This window comes from Sphingomonas sp. (assembly GCA_019635535.1).
GTDB lineage: Bacteria > Pseudomonadota > Alphaproteobacteria > Sphingomonadales > Sphingomonadaceae > Allosphingosinicella.
On the sequence record JAHBZH010000001.1, the window covers coordinates 1482446 to 1499229 of the forward strand.

Sequence of the window (16784 nt, forward strand, 5' to 3'; positions counted from 1 at the left end):
ACCGCGCGATCAGAGGATTTCGCGCACCTTGTCGACCGGGCGGGCGAGGCGAACGCCCTTGTCGGTGGCGACCAGCGGGCGCTCGATCAGGATCGGATCGGCGATCATCGCATCGAGGATCGCATCGTCCGAAACATTGTCGGCGACCAGCGCCCTGGCGCGGTCCTCGCGCATCCGCAGCCCCTCGCGCGGGGTGATGCCGGCGGCGGCGTAGAGGCGCTTCAGCTCGTCGTGCGCGGGCGAGGTCTTCAGATATTCGATCACCGTCACCTCCACGCCTTCATCGCGCAGCAGATCGAGCGTCTTGCGCGAGGTGGAGCATTTCGGATTGTGCCAGATCGTCGCCTTCACGCCTCCGGCTCCTCGCGCGCCAGCCATTCCTCCAGCCACTTGATCGTATATTTGCCCTCCTGGAATTCGGGATCGTCGAGCAGCTTCTGGTGGAGCGGGATGGTGGTCTTCACGCCCTCGATCACGAACTCCTGCAGCGCGCGCCTGAGACGGCGCATCGCGCCCTGGCGGGTGGTACCGTAGACGATCAGCTTGGCGATCATGCTGTCGTAGTAGGGCGGCACGCGATAGCCGGAATAGAGCCCGCTATCGACGCGCACGTTCATCCCGCCCGGCGCGTGGTAATGGCTGACCAGGCCCGGCGAGGGCGCGAAGGTGACGGGGTCCTCGGCGTTGATCCGGCATTCGATCGCATGGCCGCGGAACACCACGTCCTGCTGGCGCAGGGTGAGCGGATGGCCCTCGGCGATGCGGATCTGCTCGCGCACCAGATCGAGGCCGGTGATCGCCTCCGTGACCGGATGCTCGACCTGGAGGCGGGTGTTCATCTCGATGAAGTAGAACTCGCCGTCTTCCCACAGGAACTCGATCGTGCCGGCGCCGCGATAGCCCATTTCGGCCATCGCCCTGGCGACGAGGCTGCCCATCCGCTCGCGCTCCTCGGTGGAGATGATCGGGGAGGGGGCTTCCTCCAGCACTTTCTGGTGGCGGCGCTGCAGCGAGCAGTCGCGCTCGCCCAGATGGATGGCATTGCCATTGCCGTCGCCGAAAATCTGAAATTCGATATGGCGCGGATCGCCGAGATATTTCTCGATATAAACGGTGGCGTCGCCGAAGGCGGCCTTGGCCTCGGAGCCGGCCTGCTTCATCAAAGTCTCGAGCTGGTCCTCGCTCGTGCAGACCTTCATGCCGCGCCCGCCGCCGCCGGATGCGGCCTTGATGATGACGGGATAGCCCGCTTCGGCGGCGATGCGCTTGGCCTCCGCGACATCCTCGACCGGGCCGTCCGAGCCGGGGACCAGTGGCAGGCCGAGCTTGGCGGCGGTGCGCTTCGCCTCGATCTTGTCGCCCATCGTGCGGATATGCTCGGGCTTGGGACCGATCCAGGCGATGTCGTGCCGCTCGACGATCTCGGCGAAACGGGCATTCTCGCTGAGGAAGCCGTAGCCCGGATGGATCGCGTCGGCGCCGCTGATCTCGGCCGCCGAGATGATGTTGGGGATGTTGAGATAGGAGTCGGCGGCGGGCGGCGGGCCGATGCAGATCGCCTCGTCGGCGAGGCGGACGTGCATGGCATCGGCATCGGCGGTCGAATGGACCGCGACCGTCTTGATGCCCATCTCGTGACAGGCGCGATGGATGCGAAGGGCGATCTCGCCGCGATTCGCGATCAGAACCTTGCTGATCGCCATTATTCGATGACGACCAGCGGCTGATCGAACTCGATCGGCTGCGCGTCCTGGACGAGGATTTGCTTGACGGTGCCGGCCTTGGGCGCGGTGATCGGATTCATCACCTTCATCGCCTCGATGATCAGCAGGGTGTCGCCGGCATTGACCTGGGCGCCGGCGGCGATGAACGGCGCGGCGCCCGGTTCGGCCGAGAGATAGACGGTGCCGACCATCGGCGATTTGACCGCATCGGCCGGCGCGGCGGCGGCGGGCGCTTCGGCGGCGGGAGCCGCTGCGGCGGGGGCCGGAGCAGCGGCCGGAGCGGCGGGCGCGGCGACATAGGTGGCGGGCGCGGCGGCGGCGTTCAGCTTGCGCTTCACGACGATGCGGCGGTCGTCATCCTCGACCTCGATCTCGCTCAGATCCTTCTCGGTCAGCAGATCGGCGAGCTGCCGGATCAGGTCGGTATCGACCCGAATCGGCGTGCCGCTATCCTTGTCTTCGCTCATCGGAACCTCGATTTTCCGCCCCGTTTCCGGGGCGCCCCACTGAAAAAAGGCGCTTCTGTGTCAGAGACGCGCCGCCGCGTCCAGAGCCAGCTCATAGCCCGTGGCGCCGAATCCGGCGATGGTGCCGACGGCAACGCTCGCCACCCGCGAACGGTGCCGGAAGCTCTCGCGCGCCTGCGGATTGGACAGGTGCACCTCGATCACCGGCACGGCGACGGCCTTGATCGCATCGTGCAGCGCGACCGAACTGTGCGTGTAGCCGCCGGCGTTCAGGATCACCGCCTTGGCGCCGCGCCCCTGCGCCTCGTGCAGCCAGTCGATCAGATGGCCTTCATGGTTGGACTGGCGCATGTCGATGGCGAGGCCGAGCGCCTTCGCCTTGTCCTCCAGCCGCGCGGCGATGTCGTCGAGCGTGTCGGCCCCGTAAATCTCCGGCTCGCGCGTGCCGAGCAGATTGAGGTTGGGTCCGTTGAGGACGTAGATCAAAGGTGGCGTCGCCATGGCGGACCCCTATATGACGCTCGCGCGCAGGCTGCAAAGGCAAGGTTTCGATGGCATGAGCGAAGACGGCACGATCACGATCCGCGTCAATGGCGGCCATCGCCGCATCCGCGACGGCATGACGATCGCCGACCTGGCACTGGAGCTCGGGCTGGAGCCGACCAAGGTGGCCGTGGAGCGCAATCTGGAGATTGTGCCCCGCTCGACGCTGCGCGATGTCGTGATAGAGGACGGCGACGATTTCGAGATCGTGACGTTCGTGGGCGGAGGCTGAGTTTTGGACGACAATTGGACAGTCGCGGGCAGGACCTTCACGTCGCGCCTGATCGTCGGCACCGGCAAGTATAAGAGCTACGAGCAGAATGCGGCGGCGCTGGCGGCGTCGGGCGCGGAGATCGTCACGGTCGCGGTGCGGCGGGTGAACGTCTCCGATCCGGGCCAGCCGCTGCTGACCGATTTCATCGACCCGAAGACGTTCACCTATCTGCCCAACACGGCCGGCTGCTTCACCGCCGACGATGCGGTCCGCACGCTGCGGCTGGCGCGCGAGGCCGGCGGCTGGGACCTGGTGAAGCTGGAGGTGCTGGGCGAGGCGAAGACGCTTTATCCCGACATGCGCGAGACGCTGAAGGCCACGGAGACGCTGGTCAGGGAAGGCTTCAAGCCGATGGTCTATTGCGTGGACGATCCGATCGCCGCGAAGCAGCTGGAGGAGGCCGGCGCGGTGGCGATCATGCCGCTGGGCGCGCCGATCGGCTCCGGGCTCGGCATCCAGAACCGGGTGACGATCCGGCTGATCGTCGAGGGCGCGGGCGTGCCGGTGCTGGTCGATGCCGGGGTCGGCACCGCCTCCGACGCCAGCGTGGCGATGGAGCTTGGCTGCGACGGCGTGCTGATGAACACCGCGATCGCCGAGGCGAAGGATCCGATCGCGATGGCGCGGGCGATGAAGCTGGCGGTCGAGAGCGGCCGGCTCGCCTATCGCGCCGGGCGGATGGGGCAGCGACGCTATGCCGATCCGTCAAGCCCGCTTGCGGGGCTGATCTGAGGGAACGCTGCATCTTGCCCGGCCGTTGACGCGGCATGGACAAGGTTTCCGCCCCCAAGGCCAAGCCCGATCCCGCTGCCCATCACAAGATCGGCGACGACAAGGGCGAGGGCGGCCAGCGCGACATCCCCGTGGACAAGGTGGAAACCGGGCAGGCCGGCGACGGCGGCGCGCCGGCTTCTCCTTGACAGGCGCGCGGCCGCATGATGCCCTTCGCGCTCCTTGGTCGTGAAGGAGGGTGAGTCGATGAGTGACAAGCAATCAGGCGAGAAGAAACCGGGCGAGTGGGCGCCGGACACCGCGCCCGCCGATGGCAAGGGCGTCGGCTCCAAAGGCGACGCGCCCGCCGACAGCGGTCCGCCGCCGGGCAAGAAGTAACGGACCGCCGGACCTTCCGGCGCGTCGATGAAGGGGCCGCCGCCGGCTTGCCGGCTGCGGCCCTTTTGCATGAGGAGGGGCGGTGCGCGATTTCGCGGCCCTGCGCGAGGAGATGGTCGCCCGGCAGATCGCGGCGCGCGGCATAGTCGAGCCGCATCTGCTCGCCGCGATGCGCGCCGTGCCGCGCGAGGCGTTCGTGCCGGCGGAGATGGCCGATCTCGCTTATGAGGACGGGCCGCTGCCGATCGGCGCCGGGCAGACCATTTCCCAGCCCTATATCGTCGCGCTGATGATCGAAGCGGCCGGCGTGAAGCCGGGCGACCGGGTGCTCGAGATCGGCGCGGGCTCCGGCTATGCCGCGGCCGTGATGGGGGGGATCGCGGCCGAGGTGATCGCGATCGAGCGGCATGGCGAGCTGGCCGGGCAGGCGGCGGAGCGGCTGCGGCGGCTGGGCCACGCCAATGTCGAGATCGTCGAAGGCGATGGTTCGGCGGGCTGGCCGGCGCGCGCGCCCTATGACGCGATCCTGGCGGCGGCAAGCGGGCGCCATGTGCCGCCGGCGCTGCGCGACCAACTGGGCGTTGGCGGGCGGCTGGTCATGCCGCTCGGCGCGCCGGGCGAGGCGCAGGAACTGGTCCGGGTGGAGTGCGTCGGCATAAGCGAGTTCCGGCAGGACAGCCTGGGCGCGGTCCGCTTCGTGCCGCTGATCGGCGCGGCGGGCTGGCGGGAGGATTGAGCGGAACCCGCACGGCGCGGTTTCGTTTCTGCTTCAACGGCTTGAAGGCACCCAATTCGGGTGCCGCGCCTTGCAGGAGACCAGTCATGGGTGAGCTCACCGACAAGATCAAAGGCAATGTCAACGAGGCGATCGGCAAGGCCAAGCAGCACAGCAAGGACCCCGAGACCCGCGACGAGGGCAAGGCCCAGGAATTGAAGGGCAAGGGCCAGCAGTTCACCGGGAAGGTGAAGGGCGCGCTCGGCGACGACATCTGATTTCCCAAGAGCTGGGAAGGGAGGCCGCTCCGGTTCGCCGGGGCGGCCTTTCGTTTGGGCGGTCAGCCCTTCGCCTTCTTCCGCAGCGCCGCGATCGTGGTCGCGTTGGTGATCTGCTCGACGTCGGTCCTGAGGTGGAGGAGGCGGAGGCCCGTTTCGGCCAATGCGCGGTCGAGGGCGGGGGCGAAATCGGCGGTGGCGGTCACCGTTTCGGCCCAGCCGCCATAGGCGCGGGCCAAAGCGGCGAAATCGGGATTGACGAGCTGCGTGCCGGAGATGCGCGTCGGATAGTCGCGCTCCTGATGCATGCGGATCGTGCCGTAGCTGCCATTGTCCACGACGAGCACGATCAGATTGGCCTGGTGCCGGATCGCGGTGGCCAGCTCCTGCCCGTTCATCAGGAAATCGCCGTCGCCGGCGACCGCGACGACCATGCGCTCCGGGAAGCGCAGGGCGGCGGCGATGGCGGCGGGCGGGCCGTAGCCCATCGAGCCGTTGGTCGGGGCGAGCTGGCTCGGGCAGGGTCCGTAGCGCCAGAAGCGGTGCCACCAGCCGGAGAAATTGCCGGCGCCGTTGCAGACGATCGTGTCGGCCGGGAGCTTCTCGCGCATCGCGGCGACGCACTGGGCGAGATCGAAGGTGGCGCCCTCGCGGGGCTTCGGCGTCGCCCAGGCCTGCCATTCGGCATGGGCCTCGGCCCCCGCGCCGAAATGGATGACCTCGTCGTCCCAGTCGGCGCAGAGCTCGGCGAATTCCATCACGTCGGCGCAGATCGGCAGATCGGTGCGATAGACCCGGCCCAGCTCCTCCGGATCGGGATGGACGTGGACGAGGATCTGGCCGGGATGATCGGGCGTGATCAGGGTGTAGCCATCCGTCGTCGCCTCGCCGAGCCGGGCGCCGACGGCGAGGATCAGATCGGCGTTCCTCACCCGCTCGACCAGCTTCGGATTCGGGCCGTAGCCGAGATTGCCGGCATAGACCGGGCTGTCGTTGGGGATCGAATCCTGCCGGCGGAACGCGACCGCGACGGGCAGACCGATCCGCTCGGCCCATTCGGTGAAATGATGGGCGGTGCCCTTGCACCAGCCCGCGCCGCCGACGATTGCGACGGGCGCGGCGGCGTCCTTGAGCAGGTCCATCAGCGCATTGACGGCGAGCGGATCGGCGGCCTGGGCGAAGCGGGGGTTGCGCGGCCGGTCTTCGGCCTCGACCTCGTCCTTCAGCATGTCCTCAGGCAGGACCAGCACGACCGGGCCGGGGCGGCCGGCCATGGCGGTGGCCCAGGCCCGGGCGACATATTCGGGGATGCGGCGGGCATCCTCGATCCGCTCGACGCGCTTGGCCAAAGGACCGAACATCGCGCCGAAATCGACCTCCTGAAAGCCCTCCCGGTCGCGGTCGCCGCGCGCCACGTCGCCGATCAGCAGCAGCATCGGCGTCGAATCCTGATGCGCGACATGGACGCCGACCGCGGCGTTGGTCGCGCCCGGCCCGCGCGTGACGAAGGCCACGCCCGGCCGCCCGGTCATCTTGCCGTCGGCCTCCGCCATATAGGCGACGCCGCCCTCCTGCCGGCAGACGACGAGATCGATCGCCGGACTGTCGTGGAGGGCGTCCAGCGCGGCGAGGAAGCTTTCGCCCGGGACGGTGAAGATGCGGTCGCAGCCCTGCGCCAGCAGATTGTCGATCAGGATGCGGCCGCCGGTGCGCTTGCTGGTCATGGACACACCCTAGGGCTCTTCCGCGCGGCGGGGAAGATTCGGATCGGAAGTTGACGAACCTGACGCCCCGTCGGGGAGGGGCGCCCCCTCCGCGACGCGGGCGCATTCGGGCCGATCCTCCTCCCCGAAGGGGTCGTCCGCGTCGAGATCATCCCCGTCGCCCGGCTTCCGGAAATGGCGGAAATCCTCCCAGCCGTCATCGTCGTCGGGATCGGGAATATTGTCGAAGGTCAGGCGCGGGCGGCCCGCTTCCTCGTTCAGCGCGTCGCTGCGCACCCATGCGAGCAAGTCGCGCAGGTCGAGGGCGATGCGCTCCGGATTGCCGGCGCGCGCGACCCGGTCGAGATGCCGGCCGTAACGGCCCGGATCGCGATAGCGCATCAGGAACATGGCGAGCCCGTCATTGTAGCGGCGATGCTCGCCGACCTGCTCGCCCTTGTAGAAATGCGGGACGGCGACGCCGTGAATGCAGCGGTTGAACGCCTCGTCGGAAATGCGGCGCACGGCGTTGTCGAGCGCGTTGTCCCAGGCATAGCGGAAGCTTTGCGCCTCCGGCCGCCGGGCCAGCGCATAGGCGCTTTCCGGCGACATGCCGACGCGGCGGCAGGCATCGCGCACGCAGCCGCATTCCGCGAGGACGCGGATGAAATCGGTCTGGCGCTCCGGCGTCCACCCGTCGCGGCGGGAACGGAGTGGCACGGGGGCGAAGCGGGAAGCGGGGTGCGCCTTCTTGCCGGCGCGAGGCGATCGTTTCGTGGTCATCCGCGGATTAGAACATATACGGTATGCTGTAGGAAAGTATTTTTACCGATTTGGTTTAAAAATGGATCGTGGACTGGTGTGATAATGCCCGTTCAGGGTGGATTGCGGACGGCAGAGGTGGCAAAATGGGACGATGAGATCACGGTCCGAAAAGCTCCCGAAAGGACGCAGCTACCCGCTCAAGCCTTCGCTATTGGAAGCGGCAGTGGCGGATAGCGGGCTTTCCCTGCCGGTTGAGCTCACCCAATGGGATCGGTTCGATCATGCGTTCCAGGCCGACTTTCTGCCCAATGGATGGCCGAAGCGCGCTGAGCATGAGCTCATTTGGGTGCATTGCCGTGCCGTGCCGTCCGAGCGCGCGGCGGAATCGCGGGCCAAGATGGAGCAGGAGATCATTCCGCGCTTCATTCAGTGGGCCCAAGATATAGAAGCCCACGATTTGGCTTCCCCGGTTCGGCGAGAAAAGCAGATTTTTCGGGCGTCACTCGACGATTGGCTGCGCTAGCGCCCACGGCCGCAACGGGTCGAACGCAGGCAAACCATAGCGAGAACGGCGCATCATATTGACAACAATGTAAGTCCTTGACCTGTATCGCGGCCGGGCTAAGGCTTGGCGGCGAACCTCAAGGGAGAGCGATGATGACGACCAAGAGCGAGATGGCGACCAAGCTCAACGCGGCCGGCGCCTATCTGCCGGGCAAGAAGGTGAAGCTCGACTTCGGCGACGAAGGCGCGGTTATGCTCGACGGCATGGCCGGCAATGTCAGCGAAGATGCCGGCGATGCCGACACGACGATCAAGGTCGCCTGGTCCGACTGGCAGGACATGGCCGACGGCAAGCTCGACGGCATGACCGCCTTCATGCAGGGCAAGCTGAAGGTCGAGGGCGACATGTCCAACGCGATGCAGCTCCAGGGCGTGCTGGCGAAGATCCGGTCCTGACGGACCGCTTCATTCATCGTCCCGCGTCGCCGGCTCGTCGGCGGCGGCCGGCTGCGGTTGAACGGCATCCTCGGGCGCCGCCCAGCCCCCGAATCTGAGCCTCGGCGAGAAGGTCAGTTCCCGGCACGCTTCGTAACGCGCGCGGATTTTACCGGCGGCGACGTTGTTCGTGCCCGTCGTCGGAATCGCACTGGCGATTTCGATGTCGATGGGCAACAGGCCGCAGGACGTACGGATGATACCGTACAGGACGCGGAACGGGGCCTGCCCTATCCGATCCGGAAACCGGACAAGGCCTTCGTTGGGATTGTCGAACAAGGATGTCCTTGACAGCCCCAGGCAATCGACGGCGTTCTCGACGGTGCGGATGGAAGTTATCGTACCGCTCGGCCCGGGCGCGCATGCGGGCCCTTCGGGGGCTTGCGCTTCCGACAGAATGGTGAGCGCAAGTACCTCCTGGCTCGAACGATAGACCGCCGCGCCGCGATGCAGGCCGTCGATCGACGCGGCGGCGAGTCGCAGGAAATGCCACGCCGCCGATGCCAGGTTTCCCGACCTGGCCGATCGGGCGAATTGCGCGGCATGCTCCCGCGGCAAGGCCGCCAGCACCAATCGCGCGACCTTGTATTCCAGTTGCGGCAGATCGGATTCGAACAAAGCCGCATAGGTGTCGCAATTCTGGTCCGCGTCCTCGGGCCAATCTGCGCCGCGGACCGAAGGGGCCAGTTCGGAACAAATATTCCATTCATTGTCGCCGGTTTCATCGCGGTCATATAGATGAGCTGCCAAATAGTTGATTTCGCTGGATGCATTTTGCAGATAGCTGATGAACGCATCGGCCTCTTTTCCATCCTGGATGGTCGCGTTGCCGACCCGCGACGCCAAGGCGACGATCATGGTAAGACGAAGCAGTTGCAGCTGTTTGGAATTGCTTGCATCGAAGAGACGGCGGTCCATCAGTTGACCTGGATAGCCGCCGCTGTGACGCAGCTCTCTCAAAGGTATGGTGCAGGCCTGTGCCAAAAGCGCGGCAATGATGATCATCCCTGCCCGGAATTTCATGATGATTCTCCCCCGCCATCCAGAATATCATGAAAATACGCAGTGAAAACACATCTTGTCAGGCGAAAAGACTATTGCCTTCATTTCCGACGAGTTTGACTTCGGTTCTCCCTGTCTTGGGAGGAGAGGAAGGAAGGTTGTTGCCGCAATGCGGCGGCATATGCCGGGCGAAGCATGTCGCGGGGACGAGTTGGCGAAATCGGAATATGTGCCGCCGGTATCGCTTTTTCCGTCAGCTTCATTTTGATAAGATCGCCATTCTCCAGGCGAAGGAACGATGCCATGACTCGTGGCCTCTATCTGCTGTTCGCGGTGGTTGCGTATTCCGTCTTCTTTGCGACGTTTCTCTATCTGATCGGGTTCGTCGGCAATCTTCCCCAGTTGCCGCGAACGGTCGATCACGGGCCGGCAAGTCCCCTGGCCATGGCGGCGATGGTCAATATCGCCCTCATCGCCTTGTTCGGCCTTCAGCACAGCGTGATGGCGCGTCAGGGTTTCAAGCGGGCCTGGACACGGATCGTGCCCGAGCCGATCGAGCGCAGCGTCTATGTGCTGCTCGCCAGCGCCGCCCTGATCCTGCTGTTCTGGCTGTGGCGGCCGATGCCGGCGGAGGTGTGGCGGGTCGAGAATGGGGCGGTCGCGGCCGTGCTGTGGGGCCTGTTCGGCCTGGGCTGGCTGATCGTGCTGCTCAGCACCTTCCTCATCAACCATTTCGAGCTGTTCGGGCTGCAGCAGGTCTACCTGCACGCGCGCGGCCGGACGGGGCAGGCGCCGCGCTTCCGCACGCCCTTCTTCTACAAGGCGGTGCGTCACCCGCTTTATGCCGGCTTCTTCCTCGCTTTCTGGGCGACGCCGGCGATGAGCCAGGGCCATCTGCTGCTCGCGCTCGGCATGTCGGCCTATATGCTGATCGCCATCCGCTACGAGGAACGCGACCTGGTCGGCCTGTTCGGCGCGGATTACGAGACCTACCGGCGCGACGTGGGGATGCTGACGCCCCGGCTGCGCCGCCGGACCTGAAAGCCGGTTCGACTTCCCTTGACCGGACCGGGCGGCGCTGACTATCGCGAAGGTCCGGTTCAAGGGAGCGCGATCCATGAAGAAAATCTATCCCGACGCGGCGGCGGCGCTGGACGGGCTGCTGTTCGACGGCATGACGATCTGCGCGGGCGGCTTCGGCCTGTGCGGCATTCCCGAGCGGCTGATCGACGCGATCCAGGCGAGCGGCGTCAGGGATCTCACCATCGCCTCCAACAATGCCGGGATCGACGGCGAGGGGCTCGGCAAGCTGCTCCGATCGCGCCAGGTGAGGAAGATGATCTCGTCCTATGTCGGCGAGAACAAGGAGTTCGAGCGGCAATATCTGGCCGGCGAGCTGGAGGTGGAATTCTGCCCGCAGGGGACGCTGGCCGAACGCTGCCGCGCGGGCGGCGCGGGCATTCCCGGCTTCTACACCAGGACCGGCGTCGGCACGCAGGTCGCCGAGGGCAAGGAGGTCAAGACTTTCGACGGGCAGGATTATATCCTGGAGCGCGGCATCCGCGCGGACCTTTCGATCATCAAGGGCTGGAAGGCGGACGAAAGCGGCAACCTCATCTTCCGCAAGACCGCGCGCAACTTCAACGCGCCGATGGCGACGGCGGGCAAGATCTGCGTGGCGGAAGTGGAGGAGATCGTGCCGGTCGGCAGCATCGATCCCGATCACGTCCATTTGCCCAGCATCTATGTCAAGCGCCTGATCCTCGGCGCGCCCTACGACAAGAAGATCGAATTCCGACTGACCCGCGAAAGGGAGGCCGCCTGATGGCTCAGCCGTGGTCCCACTATCAACGCGTGATCATCGAAACCTACAAAGCGAGAAAAGCTGGGAAGTCATCGCTGATCCACGCGCGCCCGATCGGGGGTCAACCCTTTCCTACCGACATGGATGTCGAATGTTCTCGTGAAATGAGGAAGCGTCATCCCGTTGGCACAAAGTTTCGCATTTATGCGAAAGAGACTGATCGCGAAGGTGGAAAGCCGTTTCTTTATACTCACTTTAGCTGGCCATATGAGGTGGTAGAATAATGCCCTGGGACCGCAACCAGATGGCCGCGCGCGCGGCGAAGGAGCTGCGCGACGGCTATTATGTCAATCTCGGCATCGGCATCCCGACGCTGGTGGCGAACAACATTCCCGCCGGCATGGAAGTGACGCTGCAGAGCGAGAACGGGATGCTCGGCATCGGACCCTTCCCTTATGAGGACGAGGTCGATGCCGACCTGATCAACGCCGGCAAGCAGACGATCAGCCAGCTGCCGTCGTCGTCCTATTTCGGCTCCGACCAGAGCTTCGCGATGATCCGGGGCGGGCATATCGACCTCACCGTGCTCGGCGCGATGGAGGTCGCGGAAAATGGCGACATCGCCAACTGGATGATCCCCGGCAAGATGATCAAGGGCATGGGCGGCGCGATGGACCTGGTCGCCGGCGTCAAGAAGATCATCGTGGTGATGGAGCACACGTCCAAGAACGGCGATCCCAAGTTCATCCCGGAATGCACGCTGCCGCTCACCGGCAAGAATGTCGTGGACATGATCGTCACCGATCTCGCCGTGTTCCAGCGGCCGGACCATGACAGCCCGTTCCGGCTGATCGAGCTGGCGCCGGACGTGACCGCCGAGGACGTCGCGGCCAAGACGACCGCCCGCTACGCGCCGCTCGCCGCCGCAGCCGACGCATGATGGCGGCGGAGGACTTCACTCCGAAGCTCCTCACCACGTTACGCGAAGGCTATGGCGCGGCGCGGCTGCGCGCCGATCTGGTCGCGGGCCTGACCGTCGCCATCGTCGCGCTGCCGCTCGCCATGGCGCTCGGCATCGCCAGCGGCGCGAGCCCGCGCGAAGGGCTCGTGACCGCGATCGTCGCCGGTTTCCTGATCTCGGCGCTCGGCGGCTCCCGGGTCCAGATCGGCGGGCCGACCGGCGCCTTCGTCGTCATCGTCGCCGGCGTGATCGCCATGCACGGTTATGCCGGGCTGGTGCTGGCGACGCTCATCGCTGGGCTGATCCTGATCGCGGCGGGCTATTCGGGGGTCGGGCGGCTGATGCGCTTCGTGCCCATGCCCGTCATCACCGGCTTCACCGCCGGCATCGCGGTCATCATCGCCTCCAGCCAGGTCGGCGACTTTTTCGGGCTCGACGCGGGCGAGGTGCCGGCCGAATTCGTCGAGAAATGGATCGCCTATGCCCGCGCGCTCGGCACGCTGAACTGGGCCGCGCTCGGCATCGGCGCGGGCACGCTGGCGTTGATCCTCGCGCTCCGGCGCTTCGCGCCGCGCGTTCCCGCCTATCTGGCGGCGATCATCGCCAGCGCCGTCGCGGTCTGGGCATTCCATCTGCCGGTCGAGACGGTGGGCAGCCGTTTCGGCGCGATGCCGGTCGGCCTGCCCTGGCCGCGCCTGCCCGATCTGTCGCTGGCGATGATCCGCGACGTGCTGCCGAGCGCCTTCACGATCGCCTTCCTCGCCGGGATCGAGGCATTGCTCTCGGCGTCCGTCGCCGACGGCATGACCGGATACCGCCACCGGCCGGGGCAGGAGCTGGTCGGCATGGGCGCCGCCAACATCGCCTCCGGCCTGTTCGGCGGCCTGCCCGCGACCGGCGCGATCGCGCGCACCGCCACCAATATCCGCGCCGGCGGGCAGACGCCGATGGCGGGCATTTTCCACGCCATCTTCCTGTTCCTCTTCTTGCTGATCGCCGCCAGGGCGATCGGCCATGTGCCGATGGCGGCGCTGGCCGCCGTGCTGCTGATGGTCGCCTGGGGGATGAGCGAAAGCGAGCGCTTCGCCGCGCTGCTGCGCAGCGATCCCGGCGAGCGCGCGCTGCTGCTGCTCACCTTCGCGCTCACCGTCTTCGTCGACCTGACCGTGGCAATCGGGGTGGGGGTCACGCTGGCGGCGCTGTTCTTCATGCGCCGGATGAGCGAAACGGCGGGCCTCGTCGCGGTCGATCCGGACGAGGATCCGCAGCAGCGGGCCAGGCTGCCGGAGGGAGTCGAGGTGTTCCGCTTCACCGGGCCGATCTTCTTCGGGGTGGCGAGCGAGATGCTGGAGGCGTTCCGGCGGATCGGCCGTAGCCCGCGCGCCGTGATCCTGCGGATGGAGGAAGTGCCCTATATCGACGCGACCGGCGCTTCGGCGCTGGAGACGTTCGTGCGCCAGGCGAAATGGTCGGGGACGGAGGTCTGGCTGTGCGGCCTGAGGCGCGGGCCGCTCGACTTCCTGGCCCGGATGGAGCCCCGATATGCCGGTGCGCGGCGCACGCTGACTTACGCAGGCGCGATCAGGCGGCTAAGCGCGGCAGCGTGAAACTATTGCTGACAGGCTCGTCCGGCTGGCTCGGCCGGTTCCTGGCGCCGCGATTGCGGCGGGACGGCCATGCGGTCGTCGGCCTCGACGTGGCGCCCGGCGCGGACACCGACATCCTGGCATCGGTCGCCGACAAGGCGGCGGTGGAGCGCGCCTTCGGCGAGCATGGCATCGAGGCGGTGATCCATGCCGGCGCGCTGCACAAGCCGGACATCGCGCGCTATCCGGAACAGGCGTTTATCGACGTCAACGTGAGCGGCACGCGCAACCTGCTCGAAGTGGCGGTGGCGGCCGGGCACGACCGCTTCGTCTTCACCTCGACGACCTCGCTGATGATCTGCGAGGCGATCCGCGCCGGCAAGGCGGGCGGCGCGACCCGCGCGGCCTGGCTGACCGAGGAATTCGGCCCGTTGGAGCCACGCAACGTCTACGGCGTCACCAAGCGTTCGGCCGAGCAGCTCTGCGCCATGTTCCACCGCGAGCACGGCATCGCCGTCGCGGTGCTGCGCACGGGGCGCTTCTTTCCCGAGGAGGACGACACGCTGCGCGATCTTGCCGGGCCGAACGTCAAGGCGAACGAGTTCCTCAACCGCCGGCTCACCGTCGAGGACGCCGCCGAGGCCCATGTCGCCGCGCTGGAGCAGGCGCCGGCATTGGGATTCGACACCTTCATCCTGTCCGCGCCGCCGCCCTTCGGCGAGGCGGAGGCGGAGGAGCTGGTGCGCGACGCCCGCGCCGTCATCGCCCGGCACTTTCCCGAGGCGCAGGAGGTTTACGCGCGGCGTGGTTGGACGCTGCCGGCCCATATCGACCGGGTCTACGATCCCTCTCGCGCCGAACGACGGATGGGCTTTCGCTGCCGCACCGACTTTCGCGCGGTGCTGAACGCCGTGGAGCGGGACGGGCAATTGCCCTTCGTTCACGATCCCTCTTATGTCTCGCCCAAGGAATCGGTGGGCTGAACCGTCCGGCAGGGAGGAAACGGATGCACAGGATCATGTTCAACCTGGCGGCGGCCGGCGCGATGGGAATGGCGGCGCCCGTCGCGGCGCAGGAGGCCGGGCCGGAAATCTGGCGGCTGGATTGCGGCGAGATCCATGTCACCGATCTCAACGCCTTTTCCGACGCCTTCCTTTATACCGGCCTGGAAAAGACGCTGACGTCGAGCTGCTACCTCATCCGCCATGGCGACCGCTATCTGCTGTGGGACACCGGCCTTTCCGCTGACATGCTCGGCACCACGGTCGAGAGCGGGCCGTTCCGGATGACGCTGCGCGAGCGGATCGTGCCGCAGCTTGAGCGGATCAATGTGCGGCCCGACCAGATAAGCTTCGTCGGCATCAGTCATTACCATTTCGATCATACCGGCCAGCTCGCCGACTTCCCCGGCGCGACCCTCCTGATCGGTCAGGGCGACTGGGACGTGCTGCGCGCCGGCCAGGGGCCGGCCAATCTCGCCACGCCGTTCCGTCGCTGGATCGACGGCGGCGGCGAGGTCCAGCCGGCGGCGCGCGACCATGACGTGTTCGGCGACGGCAGCGTCGTGATGCTGAACCTGCCCGGCCATACGCCCGGTCATCACGGCCTGCTCGTGCGGCTGGCCGGCGGGCGCAACATCCTGCTCTCCGGCGACCAGCTCCACTTCCTCGAGCAGATCGGCAATGCCGGCGTGCCGCCGTTCAATACCAACCGGGCCGATACGCTCGCCTCTACGGTCCGGCTGCTCGCCATCGCCGACAGCCTGGAGGCCGAGTTGATCATCCAGCACGAGCCGGCGGACATCGCCAAGCTTCCCGCTTTTCCGGCATCGGCGCGATGAAGACGTTGCTGTCGCGCGCCCCGGGCGGCCCGGAGACGCTGGAGCTGGCGGATGTCCCCGATCCGGCCGCGGGTGCGGGCCAGTTGCTCGTCGCGGTGAAAGCCTGCGCGATCAACTATCCCGACGTGCTGATCATCGAGGACAAATATCAGTTCCGCCCGGAGCGGCCCTTCGCGCCGGGCGGGGAGATCGCCGGCGTGGTGGAAGCGGTGGGCGAGGGCGTTTCCGGCTGGGCGCCGGGCGACCGGCTCATCGCGATGCTGGGCCATGGCGGGCTGGCGGAGAAGATCGTCGTCGATGCCGCCAAGGCGATCCCGATGCCGGAAGGGCGCGACTTCGCGGCGGCCTCCGCGCTGATCCTGACCTATGGCACGACGATCCACGCGCTGCTCGACCGGGGCAAATTGCGGGAAGGCGAGACGTTGCTGGTGCTGGGCGCGGCCGGCGGCGTCGGACTGGCGGCGGTGGAGCTGGGCAAGGCCTTCGGCGCGCGGGTCGTCGCGGCGGTGTCGTCGGAGGAGAAGGCCGAAGCCGCGCGCGCCGCCGGGGCGGACGCGACGATGATCTATCCGCGCGGGCCGTTCGACAGAGACGGGGCGAAGGCGCTGGCCCGGCAGTTCAAGGACGCGGTCGGCGGCAACGGGGCCGACGTGATCTACGATCCGGTCGGCGGCGATTATGCCGAGGCCGCCTTGCGGGCGATCGGCTGGGAAGGGCGGTTCCTGGTGGTCGGCTTTCCGGCCGGCATTCCCAAGCTGCCGCTCAACCTCACTTTGCTCAAGAGCTGCGACGTGCGCGGTGTTTTCTGGGGGGCCTTCGCGGCGCGCGACCCGAAGGCCAATGCGGCGCATATCGCGACCCTCTTCCGCCTGTGGGACGAGGGCAGGATCGCACCCAAGGTCAGCCGCACCTGGCCGCTGGCCGAGGGCGGCGATGCGATCGCGCACATGGCGGCGCGGCAGGCGGTGGGGAAACTGGTGGTCACGATCGGCTGACTTGTTGCGCCGGGCGGG

Annotated in this window: 23 protein-coding genes; 15 read left to right on the forward strand and 8 right to left on the reverse strand. The window is 67.0% G+C overall.

Features of this window, described 5'->3' with window-relative positions:
• Nucleotides 1-9 precede the first annotated feature (9 nt).
• The 4 genes from arsC to aroQ are packed head-to-tail and all read right to left on the reverse strand — an operon-like array spanning nt 10 to nt 2692.
• Complete coding sequence (gene arsC / locus KF780_07545; GenBank protein ID MBX3561654.1) at nt 10-351, reverse strand: arsenate reductase (glutaredoxin); 342 nt, start codon at nt 349-351, stop codon at nt 10-12.
• Nucleotides 348-1706 (reverse strand): acetyl-CoA carboxylase biotin carboxylase subunit, encoded by a 1359-nt coding sequence (accC, locus tag KF780_07550; protein MBX3561655.1) that lies wholly within the window; start codon nt 1704-1706, stop codon nt 348-350. The genes arsC and accC overlap by 4 nt, the downstream gene beginning before the upstream one ends.
• Nucleotides 1703-2191: an acetyl-CoA carboxylase biotin carboxyl carrier protein gene (accB, locus tag KF780_07555; GenBank protein MBX3561656.1), complete on the reverse strand. Its 489-nt coding sequence runs from the start codon at nt 2189-2191 to the stop codon at nt 1703-1705. Before accB ends, accC begins: the two co-directional genes overlap by 4 nt.
• 60 nt (nt 2192-2251) lie before the next feature.
• Nucleotides 2252-2692, reverse strand: coding sequence for a type II 3-dehydroquinate dehydratase (gene aroQ, locus KF780_07560; protein MBX3561657.1), 441 nt, complete (start codon nt 2690-2692; stop codon nt 2252-2254).
• Between aroQ and thiS the strand changes: the two genes are divergently transcribed.
• The 5 genes from thiS to KF780_07585 all read left to right on the forward strand — a co-directional run bounded on the left by thiS (nt 2691) and on the right by KF780_07585 (nt 5111).
• A complete protein-coding gene (gene thiS, locus KF780_07565) occupies nt 2691-2966 on the forward strand; it encodes a sulfur carrier protein ThiS (GenBank protein ID MBX3561658.1) in 276 nt (91 codons plus the stop codon). The two genes, aroQ and thiS, sit on opposite strands and share 2 nt — an antisense overlap.
• 3 nt (nt 2967-2969) lie before the next feature.
• Nucleotides 2970-3740 carry a thiazole synthase gene (locus KF780_07570; protein MBX3561659.1) on the forward strand — a complete coding sequence of 257 codons (771 nt, stop codon included), beginning with the start codon at nt 2970-2972 and terminating at the stop codon, nt 3738-3740.
• A gap of 35 nt (nt 3741-3775) precedes the next feature.
• Complete coding sequence (locus tag KF780_07575; protein MBX3561660.1) at nt 3776-3928, forward strand: hypothetical protein; 153 nt, start codon at nt 3776-3778, stop codon at nt 3926-3928.
• Nucleotides 3929-4230: 302 nt separating this feature from the next.
• The gene (locus KF780_07580; protein MBX3561661.1) at nt 4231-4854 is read left to right on the forward strand and encodes a protein-L-isoaspartate(D-aspartate) O-methyltransferase; all 624 of its coding nucleotides are present in this window, start codon (nt 4231-4233) and stop codon (nt 4852-4854) included.
• Between the two features lie 86 nt (nt 4855-4940).
• On the forward strand, nt 4941-5111 hold the full coding sequence (locus KF780_07585; GenBank protein ID MBX3561662.1) for a CsbD family protein: 171 nt from the start codon (nt 4941-4943) through the stop codon (nt 5109-5111).
• A gap of 62 nt (nt 5112-5173) precedes the next feature.
• Here the strand turns inward: KF780_07585 and KF780_07590 are convergent, their stop codons facing one another.
• Nucleotides 5174-6835, reverse strand: a complete 1662-nt coding sequence (locus tag KF780_07590; GenBank protein ID MBX3561663.1) for a thiamine pyrophosphate-binding protein — start codon at nt 6833-6835, stop codon at nt 5174-5176.
• Nucleotides 6836-6844: 9 nt separating this feature from the next.
• Nucleotides 6845-7534: a hypothetical protein gene (locus KF780_07595; GenBank protein ID MBX3561664.1), complete on the reverse strand. Its 690-nt coding sequence runs from the start codon at nt 7532-7534 to the stop codon at nt 6845-6847.
• 196 nt (nt 7535-7730) lie between these two features.
• Here KF780_07595 and KF780_07600 point away from each other — a divergent pair, with 196 nt between their 5' ends.
• Both KF780_07600 and KF780_07605 read left to right on the forward strand, forming a co-directional pair.
• A complete protein-coding gene (locus KF780_07600) occupies nt 7731-8102 on the forward strand; it encodes a hypothetical protein (protein MBX3561665.1) in 372 nt (123 codons plus the stop codon).
• Between the two features lie 131 nt (nt 8103-8233).
• Nucleotides 8234-8539: an SCP2 sterol-binding domain-containing protein gene (locus tag KF780_07605; GenBank protein MBX3561666.1), complete on the forward strand. Its 306-nt coding sequence runs from the start codon at nt 8234-8236 to the stop codon at nt 8537-8539.
• Nucleotides 8540-8548: 9 nt separating this feature from the next.
• On the opposite strand, the gene KF780_07610 is transcribed toward KF780_07605, so the two are convergent.
• Entirely contained in the window at nt 8549-9601 is a 1053-nt protein-coding gene (locus KF780_07610) for a hypothetical protein (protein MBX3561667.1), read from the reverse strand.
• Between the two features lie 80 nt (nt 9602-9681).
• Complete coding sequence (locus KF780_07615) at nt 9682-9885, reverse strand: hypothetical protein (GenBank protein MBX3561668.1); 204 nt, start codon at nt 9883-9885, stop codon at nt 9682-9684.
• Here KF780_07615 and KF780_07620 point away from each other — a divergent pair.
• The 8 genes from KF780_07620 (at nt 9884) to KF780_07655 (ending at nt 16766) form a co-directional block, all read left to right on the forward strand.
• The gene (locus KF780_07620) at nt 9884-10621 is read left to right on the forward strand and encodes an isoprenylcysteine carboxylmethyltransferase family protein (GenBank protein MBX3561669.1); all 738 of its coding nucleotides are present in this window, start codon (nt 9884-9886) and stop codon (nt 10619-10621) included. The two genes, KF780_07615 and KF780_07620, sit on opposite strands and share 2 nt — an antisense overlap.
• 76 nt (nt 10622-10697) lie before the next feature.
• Nucleotides 10698-11405 (forward strand): CoA transferase subunit A, encoded by a 708-nt coding sequence (locus tag KF780_07625; protein MBX3561670.1) that lies wholly within the window; start codon nt 10698-10700, stop codon nt 11403-11405.
• Nucleotides 11405-11668, forward strand: coding sequence for a hypothetical protein (locus KF780_07630; GenBank protein ID MBX3561671.1), 264 nt, complete (start codon nt 11405-11407; stop codon nt 11666-11668). Before KF780_07625 ends, KF780_07630 begins: the two co-directional genes overlap by 1 nt.
• Entirely contained in the window at nt 11668-12324 is a 657-nt protein-coding gene (locus KF780_07635; protein ID MBX3561672.1) for a CoA transferase subunit B, read from the forward strand. Before KF780_07630 ends, KF780_07635 begins: the two co-directional genes overlap by 1 nt.
• Nucleotides 12321-13952: an STAS domain-containing protein gene (locus KF780_07640; GenBank protein MBX3561673.1), complete on the forward strand. Its 1632-nt coding sequence runs from the start codon at nt 12321-12323 to the stop codon at nt 13950-13952. Before KF780_07635 ends, KF780_07640 begins: the two co-directional genes overlap by 4 nt.
• Nucleotides 13949-14914: an NAD(P)-dependent oxidoreductase gene (locus KF780_07645; protein MBX3561674.1), complete on the forward strand. Its 966-nt coding sequence runs from the start codon at nt 13949-13951 to the stop codon at nt 14912-14914. Before KF780_07640 ends, KF780_07645 begins: the two co-directional genes overlap by 4 nt.
• Nucleotides 14915-14937: 23 nt before the next feature.
• Nucleotides 14938-15771, forward strand: coding sequence for an N-acyl homoserine lactonase family protein (locus KF780_07650; protein MBX3561675.1), 834 nt, complete (start codon nt 14938-14940; stop codon nt 15769-15771).
• Complete coding sequence (locus KF780_07655) at nt 15768-16766, forward strand: NADPH:quinone oxidoreductase family protein (protein MBX3561676.1); 999 nt, start codon at nt 15768-15770, stop codon at nt 16764-16766. Before KF780_07650 ends, KF780_07655 begins: the two co-directional genes overlap by 4 nt.
• Nucleotides 16767-16784 lie beyond the last annotated feature (18 nt).